Genomic DNA, 15,604 nt, shown 5'->3' with positions numbered 1-15,604 from the left:
TTATAATATCCCAAAAGTAGAAGGTTTAATCCTATTTGATAATACTTTTTCTAAAGCATCTCTGGTTAATAAAATTTCGATAACTCTCTTTTCGATAACTTCCTGCTTCAATAGGGGAGGATTAGAGGAATTTAATTTCTCTAAGAATTTTTCTAAAACCCCTTTATAATAGTCTAAAAAATCAAAAATAGAAACTTTCATCCCCTAACATTCCTCCGAATACCGACAGCTTTTCTTAGAAATAACATTCATCTAGTTCTTATTTTAACAACTAGATTAGATATACTCTGGATAATTAGCGAAAAAGTAGCGTTTGAGATTGCTTCCTTCCACTCCGTTCCAGTTGCAATGACATTTTACATTTAATTATACCTACCTACTTAATCAATAATTTATTAAGTCGATAAATCTGATTTTTAAACCATTTATTTTTTCCCAAAAAAATAGTAATTATCTTGTTAAAATTAACCAATAAAATTAATTCTGATATAACATAAAATTTATCAGTAAGCGTGAGGTACACTGCTGGAGATCCCCCCTAACCCCCCTTGACAAGGGAGGAAACCTGAAGTCCCCCTTAAAAAGGGGGATTTAGGGGGATCGTTGATGTACCTCACGCCTTGTGAAAACACCTTTTAAGGGAATAAAAACTAAAATTCTGTATCTTTAAACCTTCTTATTGCAGGAAGTACTGATAACTAATAACTAATAACTGATAACTGAAATGACCATATCACCACCACCGAAAAATTCAGAAATTATCTTAAATATAGAGCAAATAGAAACTTCAATTTTACAAAAAATTATAGCTCCCCTAGCTAATGAAATAGATAGTAATCAAGAAACATTAAAAACAGCTTTAATGACTCTAGGAAAATCGGGATTATTAGCACTAAAAATTCCGCAAAAGTGGGGAGGTCTAGAATTAAATCAACAAGACTTTTTTAACTATCAATTACTCATAGCAAGATATTCTGGAGCATTAGCTTTTCTCCAAACTCAACATCAAAGTGCAGCAGCAATGTTAGCATCAAGTCAAAACCCTCAATTACAACAACAATATTTACCTCATTTAAGTCACGGCAAAATCTTGTTAGGAATAGGCTTTTCTCAACTCAGACGTTCTGGAGAACCACCTGTAAAAGCTTTCCCGACTACAGGTGGATACTATATAGAAGGAATTGTACCTTGGATAACTGGGTGGGGTATATTTCAGGAATTTATTCTTGCAGCAAAATTACCTGATGGCAGAGCAGTTTTTGGCATACTTCCTTTGATTGAAACCACTAAATTAAACGGCAGTATTACTTTCTCAGAAATAATGCCTTTGTGCGCTATGACTTCAACCAATACTGTTAGTGCTACAGTAAAAAATTGGTTTTTACCCGATGAACAGGTAGTTTCTCTCAAACCTGTAAATTGGATTCACAATAGCGATCGACAAAAAGTTTTGGGCTTTAGTGCTTTTGCTTTAGGATGTGCTTTAGCAGGTATAGATATTATGAAAGCAACATCAAAAACTAAACCTCTTCCTTTTATTCCAGATGCAATTTCTTCCTTACAAAATCAGGTCGATCAATGTCGAAATGACATAGAAGAAGCCAATAAAAATCCTGATACTGATTTTGCCGAAAAACTCCACCTCAGAGCAACAGCTATTAATTTAGCCCAACGTTGTACTGCTGCTGCTGTTACTGTTTCTAGTGGTGCAGCTAATCACAAAAATCATGGAGCGCAACGAGTTTATCGCGAGGCTTTAGTATACACAGTTTCAGGTCAAACTACACATATTATGGAAGCTACTCTCAAATGTTATAGCAGGGAACAGGGAACAGGGAACAGGGAACAGGGAACAGGGGGAAAAACATTTCCCTGTCTGAGGTTCACCATCAGCACAAGTCCTAATGGTACTTAGGGTTTGCGCTCAAAAATCTTTTAGTAGGGGTAGGAGACAGGAGAAAACCCACCCCTCGCCCCTCCCCCTCCGATGGAGGGGAAGACAGGAGACAGGAGAAATGGGAATGAGCGAGGAGGTAGAAGTAAGAATTGTAAGAATAATTTTTCTGCCCAACTATGCGCCTAAAATACTAACTTTTTGAGCGTTTTAGACTGAAACAGGCGCACTTTTTTCGACTCCAAAAAGGCACTTGTCTTTATATATCAATGCTTTTAGATTTAATCAGCAAGCCCTACTTAGACATTTTTTTGTAGGAAAAATGCTTCAAAGTCAGTCTAGACAAGGGAATTATTGTTTGGGTTGGCGATCGCCTATTTCCCTAATCATAATAATCTGTAGTTGCATGCAACGTCCCTACCTGTTCCCTGTTCCCTGTTCCCTGTTCCCTGTTCCCTGCTCTATTAAATAGAATCCAATGGCACCCCTAACCATCCTGAAAAATTTTCTAATTGTTTGAGTGTAAGGCTGCTCAATGATACCACTTGGTAATTACTAGGACTAGGAGCTGCTAAAGTTACCTTATGGGTCAAAAGTTGATCCTGATGAAAAACCGTCACTTCAATCAAATCTCCTGGTTGATAATCTTTGAGGCGATCGCTCAACTTATCGGCAGTTACCCGAAAACCATCTATTGCCAATAACTCATCACCCGCATCCAATCCCGCTAACTGTGCTGGCCCTTGGGCTTCGACAAATTTAATTATTTCTTTGCCATTTTTAGTAGCGACATTCATACCTAAATTCGGCCATTTATTATCTTCTCTCTTAAGTCGTAATCCAAAAGGCTTGAGATACTCGTCAAAAGGCAACTCATCTACACCATCAATATACCTCTCAAAGAAGTCATCCAAATTTACTCCTGCTACCTCTTCAATTACACTTTTCAGTTGTTCGGGAGTAAAGCCTATTTCTGGTTTACCAAACTGCTCCCACATTCGGCGCATTACATCATCTAACGAGTATTTATTTTGATGTTTTTCCCTAATTAATAAATCGAGCAATAAAGATACCATTGCTCCTTTTAAATAATAGGAAATCTGACAATTATTGCTATTAGCATCCCGACGATAAAGTTTAATCCAAGCATCCCAACTAGACTCACTTAGGGGCTGTACCTTTCGTCCTATTATTGTTAGGAAAAGTGTAATTTCTTTTCCTAAACCTTTTAAAAAAGTTTGAGCATCATAAACACCAGCTCTTAAAGGAATTAATAAATCATAATAGCTAGTTGTACCCTCACAAAACCATAGAGAAGGAGTATAATTTTCCTGCTCATAATTAAATACTTCTAGAGCTTTAGGTCGAATGCGCTTAACATTCCATAAGTGAAAAAATTCATGGGCGACTAATTGCATGAAGCGATCGCGTTTTTCCTTACTCCTAAAACTGAATCTAGGATAATTTAAAGTACAGCTAAATTTATGCTCTAAACCACCAAACCCCTGTCCAGATATATGCAATAGAAATAGATATTTTTCATAAGGTAAACCACCAAAAAACTTGGCTTCTACATCAATAATTTTTTTAATATCTGGAATTAACTTTTCTGGTTCTGCATTACCTGTTCCCCAAATAGCTAACTGATGTGCTTTTCCTTGTACTTCAAATTGATATAATTGATGAGTACCTATTTCAAAAGGACTATCTACTAAAGTATCAAAATCTACTGCCTCAAATGTATTATCAGAACCTGTAATTTCTGGTAAAGAAGTCGTTACTTTCCAATCAGGTTTAGGTGGAATAATTTTTATCCAAATCGAATTTTTCTCAGCCCCAGGAATATCAAAAAACAAACCTGCACCATTAAAATAACCATGTGTAGAGTCTAAATGATTAGTGCGTACCGTTAATTCATTTGCAAATATCCTGTACTGTACTATTACTTCAGAAGTTCCTGAAGTTTCTATTTGCCAATGATTTTTACTGAGCTTTTGCCAATCTAAAGAACATTCATTTTCACTATAAGCACAAAAATCTTGTAAATGTTTAGCATATTCTCTCACTAAGTAAGAACCTGGTGTCCATACAGGCATCTTTAAATCCAGTTTTCCAGCTTTTTGTAATGAAGGAGATAGTTGTTCAAGTTTGACGCGTAAACTAACCTCAAACAGATGAGATTCTGGATGAGGCATAAATACTTGATATTGAATTGGTGGTTTTTTAATGGTGGGACTGAGGGGTACTGTTTTAGCTTCAGTCATGGTTATTTATTTTTGATATGAACTATTTCCATTTGATTTTAGTATATATAGCGCTGTGCGCAGGCAACAGGCAACAGGCAACAGCGGGAATAAAAAAACGATAGTATAAGATTTTAGTTATTGGACAGTTCTTGTAATTTGTAAATATGCCAGCGCACATTCCTATATATTTTCTTATAGCAATCAGGAATCAGATGTGAGAATTGAGATGTTCCTTTAAAGTATAGAATATAGCAGTTATCTTACTTATATATATTCGTTTTTTTTCTTCTTCTGTGTTGCCTGTTGCCTTCCGGAGCTGTTGCCTAAAAATATCCAATATCTCACAACTAAAATCATATTGCTATAGCAATTCCCATACTGGTCATTTCAGTTATCAGTTATCAGTACTTCTGCCATAAGGAAGCTTGACATCAGGAATATTCTCTTTTTTTATCCCCTTAAAACGGGAGGCTTTAGACCACAATTTCTCGGTAAAGTACAACATTCGTTTGTTTTAGGGAACAGGGAACAGGGAACACAATATAAATAATAAATAGAAATAAAGATAGGTGTACCTCATTAGTCTGAGAAACGCTATACTTCATCAAATATTAATTAATCTAATTTTTTAGACAAAACTTTTGATTGAATTTTGAACATTTCAAACATTATTATTAATCTAGTGCAGGATGGCGGAAATAACTGGTTACAAAATCTTCAAACAATTACAAATCAATACTTTTTAATACTTTTGACTTTTAACTTTTGACTTTTAACTTCCGCGTAGCGGCATGAGTCTATTGACTTGCTAAATGCATTAAATGTTTGAGATTAAGTAAGTGAATTACCTGATGTTCTGTATCTCTATTCATCCACCCCTTAGTCTGTAGTTTTTCCATGATTTTGCTAGTTTCTTCGATTGTTATATCTGTAACATCAGCTAAATCTTGGTCAGAAATATTAAATATTTCACAGGTTTTGTCTGTGGTCTGACCGTAATTTTCTACTAATTCAACTAATGTATTAGCCAGTTTGACTGCAGGGGGTCTATGACGCAGTTGATCACGAATATTTGTTTGCCTTAGACGCTTGACCATAAGTTGAAGCATTCGATGATGTAACTGAGGGTCTTTGAAGAGAGTTTGAATAAATCTTTGAGCTGAAATACTAATCAAACGTACTGGTGATAAGGCAACGACATCATTTGAGCGTGGTGACTCATCTAGAATAGCCATTTCTCCAAAAAAATCTCCTCTCCCTAGAATAGCAAGTGCAACTGAGTTGTCAGGGGACAATCTGCGTCTAACTTTGACCCAACCGGATACCACGAAGTAAACTGCATTACCCCAAGCATCCTCCATAAGGACGACTCTATTTGAGGGATATTCGTGTTTGACTGCAACTGAAAGTAGCCATTCCAAGGTTTCTGGGTTTGCTCCCTTAAACAGAGGAAAAACCTCGCTGAAAGCTTCTGTCTGCATGAAAATTACTGCTCTTTGTCGTATCTTGATATTGTTCAACTCTACAGCTATCATAACTGGAGTTTTTTAGTTAAGCCAAATTGTGTTTTTATTCTTAATTATCTCAACTAAGTTTGATTAAATTAAAATAGTACTATCTTATCATTATTCTTTGCTTATTGCAAACTTAATTTAAATTGAATATTTAATATAGCCATTGAAGGAAAGGTTATACCATTTCTCAAAAACTTTTCAACCCGTATCTTGAGCAGGGGAGTGGGAGACCCACCCCTAACCCCTCTCAGGAGGGGAATAGGGGGAGAAGTAAATATAATAATAATTAATGCGCTCCTAGGGTGCTAGTGATCAAAAAGGTGATTATATTTGTTTGTGTTAATTACTGAATAATTGAAGTGCTACCTAAGTTAAGCATTAATGCATAGTAATTGGTATTAGGATAGGTCAAAAGCTTAAAATTCAGACAAAGCAATATTTTTCCTTCTTCCCTCTTCCTTTTTCCTTCTTCCTTCTGCCAAAATAACTAAAAAAACGGGCTAACCCGATCTCGGTTAACCCGCAAACTTGGGAACGCGCAAATAGATTACTTCTGCACAACCAACTTGACATTAGCGTTTTGCAGACCACGTTGCTTAACAGCAGCTAAAGTCTTGTTAACGGCATATTTCTGATTGATGGAGTTGATCAACTCAGTTTGATTGTGCTTTTTAGCAACACCCCATAGGTCAGCGATTAGGTCAAAAGAACCATCACTATTGGAAGACCAACCTAAATCATATTCACCTTCGAGAACAGCAACGATATCTGAACGTACACGTTGGCCATTGTAGCCACGAACATCAGCGTTAGTTTTAACTGTGATACCCAAGTCACGCAGAGAAGCTTTTAAGATTTCAGAGTCAGAGATCTTGGTACGCAGTGTGCTGAAGTGAGACATTCGAGTTTCCTCCTAAAATTTTAACTGAAAACAGAAACAACAACGGTTTTTATGAAATATTACCACTGCTCATCATCGTTAAGTTGATATCGAGTCAAAGTGGTTTTTTTAGGCACTGCTAGTAACTCTATACAGATTACTAGCCTTTACTCCTGTTTGGACCAGGAGAAAGCTTTTAGAACTCCAGTCTTTGATACTCGGCGACTGAAGCTGCAGCAGGCCGCGCACGTTGTCTTGCCCAATCTCGTAGTGCAGTCACCTGCTCTGTCATGGTTTTCGACAACGGTAGTGTAGCTTTAATCGCGGCAATAATATCTAGCTGTGTAAATTCTCTATCTTGAGCAAATGCCTCATACATAGCAGCGATTATGGCTTGCTCTATTTCTGCACCTGAAAAGCCTTCGGAAACATTAGATAATTGATCGAGATCGAAGCGTTCAATTTCTCGACGTCTTTTTGCTAGGTGAATCTTGAAGATATCTTGGCGTTCCCCTTTATTTGGTAAATCTACAAAGAAAATTTCGTCAAATCTACCTTTACGCAGAAACTCTCCCGGTAAACGTTCTACTCGGTTGGCAGTTGCCATCACAAATACTGGGGAAGTTTTTTCTTGCATCCAAGTCAGGAATGAACCGAATATTCTACTTGAAGTACCTCCATCAGAGTCAGCTGAACCAGTACTACCAGCAAACGCTTTATCCAATTCATCTATAAATAGTATAGCTGGTGATATTGACTCGGCTGTTTTAAGAGCATTTCGTAAATTAGCCTCAGAACGTCCTACCATTGAACCATCGTAGACTCGTCCCATATCCAAGCGCAATAATGGTAAACCCCACAGGCGAGATGTAGTCTTTGCTATTAAAGATTTCCCGCATCCAGGTATTCCTAGGATTAACATACCTTTTGGCTGAGGTAGGCCATATTCTCTAGCTCTCTCTGTGAAAGCATCAGAACGTTGTCTTAACCAGTGTTTAAGTTCCTCTAGCCCACCTACAGCATTAATAGTTTCATCCTCTTCGATATACTCTAATATGCCGTTACGCTTGATTAGCTGCTTTTTCTCAGACAGTACAATCTCAACCTCTTGTTCAGTCAGACGTCCTGCTGTTACTTGAGCTTTGCGATATACCTTTTCAGCCTCATCTTTTGTAAGACCTAAAGCTGCTTTGAGGAGCTTTTCCCTTGTCTCTGTGGAAATGTTACGCTTCCCTAGATGTTGTGACAGGACTTTATTCAACTCCTTCATATCTGGTAGTGGAAAGTCAAGTACAACTACCTCCTTTTCTAGTTCTATCGGAACATTCTGCACTGGGGACATCAATATAATTGTCTTATTTGTGCCCTTGAAACTAGCGATCGCATCTCTTAACCACCTAGTAACTGGCGGTGAGTCAATAAACGGATGTAGATCTTTGAATATATATATTCCAGCGTTGTTGCTAGTATCTCGCTGTCTGATTACCCACTCTATAGCTGCCTCTGGTGAGACTGTATTATGCTGAGTGGTATTTTTGCTTTGACCATACTCTACTATTCCGTGAGTTACTGTCCAAACAAATACTTTTTTCTGAGACTGGGGCTTAAGTTGAGCTATAGCTGCAATTGCCTGCTCTGACCGCTCTTCCTCGGATGTTACGAGGTAGATCAGAGGATATTGAGCTTGGATTAGAATCTTAATTTCTTCTTTCATAGTCCTCGATCCAATAGAAACGGTACAATAGATTACGGCTTAATTGAGTTTATGCTTACTACCCTTAGCAGTATGATGAGCAATTATTTAGAGGTTTAACTGTCATCTCTACTACTTTGTAGTCATCAGATGTAGTCATTTCTACATTCATCAGCAGGGAACTAACTCTTGCTCTCCCGGTTGAGCTTTAGATTTTTCTGTTTCCGGGGTTTCATTTACTGGAATATTTTGGTCTGCCAATACACTTGGCTGATTTTTCAGGGATGCCAGTTCTCCTTCTCGCATTACAACTGAACTCGTACACTCTGGACAAGTGTATACCCGGTGGGTTTGTCCATACATTGAACTTAGTTCATCCACTACTTCTGGGTTTTCCAGATAGAAAAGGATAGCTCTTTCTGCTATTGATGACATTGGTTCCGAGTCAACTGCTGCTCTGATTTTGAGCTTGCGATGCAGTTCTGGTTGGATGTATAACGTAACTTTTTGCTTGTCTTGCATATGACAGTCAACTTGTTTACCCGGGTATGTATATTACATTAACTATTCTTCTAGGGAATGTCAAGCAGTTAAACCGTCTTGACTCTAATATTGTAACATTTGTTTACATTTTATCAAAAGTAATTTACTGATAAAAAAAGCTATACTCTACTTTGCATAAGACTTACAGCCTTATAGAGGCTATCAAATGTTTTGCTTTTTTGACTAAATAATTTAAACAAGAATCGAAATTAGATTACATATAGCAGGGGACAGGGAACGGACAAGAGTGGGAAAAGTACTTCCCTGTCTAAGGTTCATCATCAGTCTGTGTCCTAACCAACTAGTTCCTTGCTATCTGAATTTGGATGAATATCTAACATACATTCTGCAAAACAGTAAAAATAATTTATATTTTTTAATATTTTTCATGGTTAAGCGGACTGGATGTTAAACAGAGGTAATTTTTCTACTATGTGCCCACAATCAGAACAAAGCTTAGAACTGGGAAAGAATCGATCAATCTTGATTAATTTCCGTCCATACCATTCCGCTTTAGAGCTGATTTGTAAACTTAGCTAAAACCCTTATATAATCTAACTCTCAGGGATTTAGCTGTTTTTTGTGAAACTCCCAAAACCCTTGTATTGCAAGGGATTTAGCCTCTTAATATTCACTTGATAAATCAGCTCTTATACTCTAATTGTCTAACTAACTCGGACTAGTTGGCATCACTCCCACCCCTCTTGCTCCCCTACCGGGAGCAGGGCTAATTCTTTGTCGTCAGAGAATATTTATATGGATATGAAATATAGCAATGTGCGCTGGTATATTTACAAATTGCAGGAGGTGTCCAATAGCTAAAATCTTATATTATCAGCTTTTTATTCCCCCAAATGAGCTGTTCCCAAATGAGCTGTTGCCTGCGCGCAGCGCTATAATTAAAACTCACATTCCGCACTTCATTTTGTAACATTAAAAGTAGTAGAAAAATCCGTAACTTGGTAGGTATTTATACTATATAGCTCCTACATTATGACCTTTCTCAGCAGTCAGATTCTCAGGAAAATATTCAGTATAAATACTCAATTACTTACTCCTATTGACCACTATAATTGTCTCCTGTCTCCTGTCTCCTATCTCCTATTTCTTATACTGCATTTTGTAGTACATGGGGTAGGTTTAATTGTGCAAATATTAAGAATCTCCCCATCTCTCCACACTTCCCACACTCCCTATCAATTATTCTATAGCGTGACAATAAATTGACCCTGCCTCTCGGGAGGGGATGGGGGTTGGTTATGATTCTTGACCATATTCTTTACTGCTAAATCCTCAACCACAAAAGTTTGATTTTCTCTGATTAGTTGTAGGGAAGCCGTCGGATTGGCGACTTATGTTAGGTTGTGTGTATAGTCAAGCCTTGAATCTTTAATTTGGACGTGGATCTTTGCTATTTTAAGTCTGGCTTTTCGATCAAAAATTAATATCAGAAGGATTTAGTTAGCTATTTGCTATATTTAGTTTATGGGGTATTGCTTCAAACAATATCCTCAGTTAATCCCTAAATCCTTACTCCTATTCCTGCCTAGCGCTTAGGCAAATGGGGTATATTTGAGTTTTTTTGATGAATCAATACCTGTTATCTCTAGCTTGTGCAGGTTAGTAACCTATCAATTACTAGCAATAATATTAACAGCACAAGCTCAAATAGGCACTATATATATCTAAGCCTAATATCATAGTAGTTCAAGAAAATAAACCTAAAAAGGCTCAAACGAGTATTTCTACTCACTCTCCTAATAGTCAAACTACAGGTTATAGTCGTCGTGCTATTAGATACCGATTTGAATGTAACTCAAATAATCAAACAGTTTTAGCTATTTATCAAGCACGACGAGACCGTAGAGGGAATATATTATCTTTGTGGAAAAAATTTACCGAACCAGAGGGAGGTTGTAATCAAAATAATGTTCTGTGGACTCTGAGACATGACAATCAAAATTCCAATGGTTCAAATTATTCGACATTCGACAATTACTGAGCACACTTCGAGGTAAAGCGAGCAGTAGCATAATTATGGAAAGTCAAAATGATGAAGAAATAGAAGCATCTTCAGAAGTTAACATGGAAAATATAATTGATGCCATTATTGAAGAACAAAGTGAAAAATTTGATGAGGAATACGAATTTCCTGAATAATAGAACAGAGAAAGGAAGGATGAAACAAACAGCAAACTTAAAGTTTTTGCTGAACCATAAGCTAGGAAATATTAATTATGGAACACCGAAAAATATTACCTATGGTCTGTGCAGTAGCGATCGCTGCTCAACTCTTAGTTATCAAAGTACAGTCCAGTTTTGCCCAACTCACAAACTCAAATACTACAGTTACTCAACTTAGTACATCTGATGACGAACCAGATAATAATCCCACTCCTTCAGTCAACCCTAAAAAGATACGTTACAGTCGCCGTTACGCATACAAATATAAGTTTGATTGTACACCAGAAAATCAAACTGCGCTAGTTATATATCAAGCACGTCGTAGTCGTCAGGGTGAAATAGTTACATCCTGGAAGGAAGCGACTAAAAGACCTCTAATTCAATGGACAAAGGGAGGTTCCGTAGAATTTGGTGACAAGTATACTCCGGAAGTTCGTTGTCAGGCAGTTACAGATAGATTTAATCAGCATTTTATACAGGGAGAAAAACCAAAGATGCCTCCTTTAAGTGAAGGAGTTGTTAATGGTATGGCTGTAGTTTGTGCTGCTAAAGCAGGAGGTTGTAACTCTAGTAATTTGTTGTGGACTCTCAGAAATAATAATAGAGCTACTAACGGTAAAATTCTGATGAATTTAGTAAGTTCTCTCAGAGGTAATGCTAGTACTTCGTTAATAATTGAAAGTAGCGATGTTGTGGAAAATAAAAGCCTTGAATGGGTAGAAAAATTGTCAGTTATTGATGGGTTGAAAGCATCATCAGTAAATCAGGAAAAAATGCTGGAGGTGGATATGGAAAAGTTGATTTTTCAAGTTATAGAAGAACAAAAAAAAATGGAAAATCAGGAGTTTTAAGGCTGGAAATGAGAATTGTTAAACAAAAATTTTAGGGACAAAGAAACTCCTACTAACTCAAATGAAACAATTGATAAGTTTAATGGCAATAATTCCTACTTTTTGGGAACTTTGCCTTTCTCAGGTAGCATCAAACTCTGAAGAAGTTAATCTCCCGCAAATTCAGGCAGTTTCTGTTTCTACTATTAAGTATAATCCAACTGTGGAGGCGATCGCTAGACCTCTGACTGTTAGATTGATCGGGAAAAATATTGCTGGCTCAGGAGTGATTATTTCTCGGAAAGGTAGCGAATATTTTGTTCTAACTTGCGCTCATGTACTTGATTCAAATCAAGAAAATAGATTCGCAGTTTTAACTGTAGATGGAAAAGAATATACTGCTCATAAAGATACTAGATTTAATTTTAGAGAACTGGATTTGGCAATAGTTAAATTTTCCACAAATAATGAGTATAAAGTTGCTGTTGTCAATGCTAATTTTAACTTAAGTTTAGGAGAACAAGTTTATGTGGCTGGATTTCCTAACTATGAAAGGAAGGCAGTAAATTTAGTTACTACTGTAGATTTAGGAATTAAACCATATAATTTGACTAAGGGTAAGGTTATTCATCTACTTAATTTATCCTTGGAGAGAGGTTATAAAATTGGCATGAGTAATGAGATTGAAATTGGGATGAGTGGGGGACCAGTTTTGAATCAAAATGGTGAGTTAGTTGGGATTATTGGTCGGGCAAAGTATGCTTTTGGTGGCTTTGATGCTTATCGATTTTCTGATGGTAGTCAACCATCAGAAGAGCTACTTGATGAATTCCTGAGTGCTAGCTGGGCAATTCCTATTGCTAAGTTGAATCAACGGGATGATTTTGCAGAGATAGTAAAAACAAATGTTAGTGATTTGTCTGGTGATTAAAATTAGTTATTTGAGATTTTTTTTGACACAAAAATTTGGAATAGGTGTGAAAAAATATGATAAAAAAAAGACATATATTTACTGCCTCTCTGACTGGAATTATTCTCAGTATTGGTAAGGGAGTAGATGCAGTTCCTAGAAAATTAACAGTAGAAGAAATTAACTCCATATCTAAACAAACTACTGTTCTAATTGCCCCCAGGTTAAGTGAACGTGAAAAAGATGATTTATTAAAAAGAAAACCTGTAGCTAGATGGACAGTAGGTTCAGGAGTAATTATTGCTAAACAAGATAAAACATACTATATTTTGACAGTAACTCATAACTTTAGTCAGGAACAAGTAAGTCAAGATGCACATTATGGCATACTAACAAGTGACAAAAAAGTTCATCAAGTTACAAAAATCAACGATGGTAGAGAATGTACTAATAGATTCTTAGAAGCAATAAAAAATAAAAAAGTAGAAACCGCTTTAGTAAGATTTGGTTGTTTTAACAATCAAGAAATAAATGGCTATGATTTAGCAATAGTTAGTTTTGAAAGTAAAAAAAACTATCCTGTTGTGACCTTAGGAGATGCTAGTAAATTACAAGAAGAAGATATTGTTTATATTTCTGGTTGGCCGAAAATTGAAGCGGAACCGAAACTAAAACTTGATGGAACTATGCAATTAGATTCCCAAGGAAAAATAATTTGTAAAGATCCTGCACCTGAAAGGCAAAGACACCTAGCATGGGGACCATTAAAAGCTTCTATTCCTGTTACTGAAAAGGATAATGGTTATAGCTTATATTATACAGATTATACTCGTCCAGGAATGAGTGGTGGTCCTGTGTTTAATAGTGGCGGAGAGCTAGTTGGAATTCACGGACGAGGCTCGACAAATAAACCTATTTGCGGACAAATATATGAACCAATATCTAATAATAATTCTACTTCAAAAAATAAATTTGAGGCAGAAAATAATTCAGACCCTTTTAACGTGTTTGAGTCTGAAAATACTAGGTTGAAAAATGAAGATCAGAAGAGGCAAGATGATTTCCTAGGATATCCAGAATTTGAATCTAAAAATAACTTAGAGAATGGCTCAAATAAAAATCAAAATAATTCTACATTAGACTTGGATTATACTTCAAAATCAATTTATGATTTACAGAAAATGTATAGTAGTGCCCAAAATGTTAATTATTCTCGAAAGTTGATTCAGGAGATAGAAATGAATTTATCTTTTAAATTAGAGGCTCCTTCACAAAGGATAATTCAATCAGAAATAACAAAAATTCCTCAAATTAAAATTCCTGGTGTAAGTAGCCAAATCGAAAATTCTATGTCGATAAATTCAGATATAACAATATTAGAAAATCCTGAATTGATAACTCCAAATCAAACACCTGAATTGATCGATCCAAATCAAACAAAAGAGGGCGGGTTTGAAGACCCTAATGATAAGATAGACAATATATATGAAATTTTTAATTTTGATCTAGAAACTCGTATTCGGGATAAAAAACCAGATCTATTATAGGTAATTGAAACATCATAAAATATCAAGTAGGTTTAATGAAAAAAATTATGTAATAGATGCAGGGGGGGCAAATGCTATATTTTTTCATAAAAAAAACTCAAAAATTATCTATCTTTATCGGTGGAATTTTCCTTAGTTGTCTAGCATCAACTCCTACTGTGGCAGAACTTTCAATAGAGGAAATTAATTCTATAGCTAGACAAACAACTGTATTAATTGCTCCTGCACTAACCCCTGAATTACGACAAGATTTAGAAGAAAATCGTAATAACCCATTACAAAAATCAGGGATTTGGAATCCAGGTTCAGGGGTAATTATTGCTAAAACAGGAAATAAATATTATGTCTTAACTGTAGCTCATAATTTTATACAAAGACACCTTGATAGTAAGCAGTATTGGCAGCAGTTGGGAGGTATTCCTTATTATGGAATTAGAACCTATGATGGGAAAGTTCATATTGTTAAAGATGTTAATGACCACCGGGGGTGTCCTCTAAAAGGCAATCCGAAATTAACAGTATTGGTGAGATTTGGCTGTCGTGATCGCTTTATTGCAGGTACAGATATAGTTGAACGCAGCATTGGTACAGATCAAATAAGAGGTGTAGATTTAGCGATCGTCACCTTTAAAAGCACAAACAATTATACAGTTGCTCCTTTAGGAGATCCTAAACAGGTCAATATCAACGATAGAGTATATATTTCCGGTTGGCCTGACCCAGAAAGAGAGCAAGACCCGCAGACAGGTAGATGTCGTAACAGAGTAGCTCGCAGACAACGCCGTTTAGCTTGGGGTTTAGTTAGGGGAAAGATTAACCCTGCTCCTGAGCATCTGGGTTATAGTATTTTTTATACTGATGAAACTGCTGCTGGTATGAGTGGGGGACCTGTGTTTGATAGTAATGGTCGTGTAGTTGGCAGTCATGGGTTAGGTAGTCAGAGTAAACCTTTATGTGGCGGGAGTCTTGAGGCAGGAGGTGAATCTGATTCTGATAATGTTTCGAGTGGTGAGAGTCTTGATTTTAATAAGTTGCAAAAGCGTTATAGCAGTGGGCAAAATGTTAATTATTTTGAGAGTTTGCTCAAAGAGTTTGATTTTGATTTGACTTTCAGACGAGAGTTACCTAGACCTGAAGTTATAAAAGCTGGTATCACATACATTAAAAATCTAGAAGTTGCTAGTAGTAGTGGTCAAGTAGAATTTGACGCGAGTGAGGATGTGTTTAATGACCCTAATGATGTTGTTGATGATATTTATAAACTGTATACGTTTGAGTTGGAGAATATGATTAGGGATGAACCTTCTGGTGGTGCTGAGAGTATATTGTTAGATTGAGTAATATAGAAACCACTAATAATTGA

General features: G+C 36.3%; 14 protein-coding genes. 7 read left to right on the top strand and 7 right to left on the bottom strand.

Going from position 1 to position 15,604, the window contains the following annotated elements; all coding sequences use genetic code 11:
* Positions 1–201, bottom strand: coding sequence for a hypothetical protein (locus F6K18_RS11865; RefSeq protein WP_287521022.1), 201 nt, complete (start codon positions 199–201; stop codon positions 1–3).
* 523 nt (positions 202–724) lie between these two features.
* Between F6K18_RS11865 and F6K18_RS11860 the strand changes: the two genes are divergently transcribed.
* Together F6K18_RS11860 and F6K18_RS11855 are read left to right on the top strand one after the other, a co-directional pair.
* Entirely contained in the window at positions 725–1,915 is a 1,191-nt protein-coding gene (locus F6K18_RS11860) for an acyl-CoA dehydrogenase family protein (RefSeq protein ID WP_287521020.1), read from the top strand.
* Complete coding sequence (locus tag F6K18_RS11855) at positions 1,905–2,099, top strand: hypothetical protein (RefSeq protein ID WP_287521018.1); 195 nt, start codon at positions 1,905–1,907, stop codon at positions 2,097–2,099. Before F6K18_RS11860 ends, F6K18_RS11855 begins: the two co-directional genes overlap by 11 nt.
* Before the next feature lie 259 nt (positions 2,100–2,358).
* On the opposite strand, the gene F6K18_RS11850 is transcribed toward F6K18_RS11855, so the two are convergent.
* The 6 genes from F6K18_RS11850 to F6K18_RS11825 all read right to left on the bottom strand — a co-directional run bounded on the left by F6K18_RS11850 (position 2,359) and on the right by F6K18_RS11825 (position 9,294).
* Positions 2,359–4,158 carry a M61 family metallopeptidase gene (locus tag F6K18_RS11850; RefSeq protein WP_287521017.1) on the bottom strand — a complete coding sequence of 600 codons (1,800 nt, stop codon included), beginning with the start codon at positions 4,156–4,158 and terminating at the stop codon, positions 2,359–2,361.
* Between the two features lie 779 nt (positions 4,159–4,937).
* On the bottom strand, positions 4,938–5,621 hold the full coding sequence (locus F6K18_RS11845) for a Crp/Fnr family transcriptional regulator (protein WP_287521274.1): 684 nt from the start codon (positions 5,619–5,621) through the stop codon (positions 4,938–4,940).
* 580 nt (positions 5,622–6,201) lie between these two features.
* Positions 6,202–6,555: a DUF1257 domain-containing protein gene (locus F6K18_RS11840; protein WP_124144550.1), complete on the bottom strand. Its 354-nt coding sequence runs from the start codon at positions 6,553–6,555 to the stop codon at positions 6,202–6,204.
* Positions 6,556–6,730: 175 nt separating this feature from the next.
* Complete coding sequence (locus F6K18_RS11835; protein WP_287521015.1) at positions 6,731–8,248, bottom strand: AAA family ATPase; 1,518 nt, start codon at positions 8,246–8,248, stop codon at positions 6,731–6,733.
* Positions 8,249–8,398: 150 nt separating this feature from the next.
* The gene (locus F6K18_RS11830) at positions 8,399–8,749 is read right to left on the bottom strand and encodes a hypothetical protein (RefSeq protein WP_287521013.1); all 351 of its coding nucleotides are present in this window, start codon (positions 8,747–8,749) and stop codon (positions 8,399–8,401) included.
* A gap of 413 nt (positions 8,750–9,162) precedes the next feature.
* Positions 9,163–9,294, bottom strand: a complete 132-nt coding sequence (locus tag F6K18_RS11825) for a zinc ribbon domain-containing protein (protein WP_353735065.1) — start codon at positions 9,292–9,294, stop codon at positions 9,163–9,165.
* Between the two features lie 1,513 nt (positions 9,295–10,807).
* Here F6K18_RS11825 and F6K18_RS11820 point away from each other — a divergent pair.
* The 5 genes from F6K18_RS11820 to F6K18_RS11800 all read left to right on the top strand — a co-directional run bounded on the left by F6K18_RS11820 (position 10,808) and on the right by F6K18_RS11800 (position 15,578).
* On the top strand, positions 10,808–10,930 hold the full coding sequence (locus F6K18_RS11820) for a hypothetical protein (RefSeq protein ID WP_275670343.1): 123 nt from the start codon (positions 10,808–10,810) through the stop codon (positions 10,928–10,930).
* Positions 10,931–11,007: 77 nt separating this feature from the next.
* On the top strand, positions 11,008–11,805 hold the full coding sequence (locus F6K18_RS11815; RefSeq protein ID WP_287521011.1) for a COP23 domain-containing protein: 798 nt from the start codon (positions 11,008–11,010) through the stop codon (positions 11,803–11,805).
* Between the two features lie 61 nt (positions 11,806–11,866).
* Entirely contained in the window at positions 11,867–12,715 is an 849-nt protein-coding gene (locus F6K18_RS11810) for a serine protease (protein WP_287521009.1), read from the top strand.
* A 56-nt stretch (positions 12,716–12,771) separates the two neighbouring features.
* Positions 12,772–14,241 (top strand): serine protease, encoded by a 1,470-nt coding sequence (locus F6K18_RS11805; RefSeq protein WP_287521008.1) that lies wholly within the window; start codon positions 12,772–12,774, stop codon positions 14,239–14,241.
* Positions 14,242–14,312: 71 nt separating this feature from the next.
* Positions 14,313–15,578 carry a serine protease gene (locus F6K18_RS11800; protein WP_287521007.1) on the top strand — a complete coding sequence of 422 codons (1,266 nt, stop codon included), beginning with the start codon at positions 14,313–14,315 and terminating at the stop codon, positions 15,576–15,578.
* Positions 15,579–15,604: the final 26 nt, after the last annotated feature.

It is taken from the genome of Okeania sp. SIO2C2 (assembly GCF_010692625.1).
Classification (GTDB): domain Bacteria; phylum Cyanobacteriota; class Cyanobacteriia; order Cyanobacteriales; family Microcoleaceae; genus Okeania; species Okeania hirsuta.
Note: the sequence above shows the minus strand (reverse complement) of the source record. Positions and strands in the feature narration are given on the sequence as shown.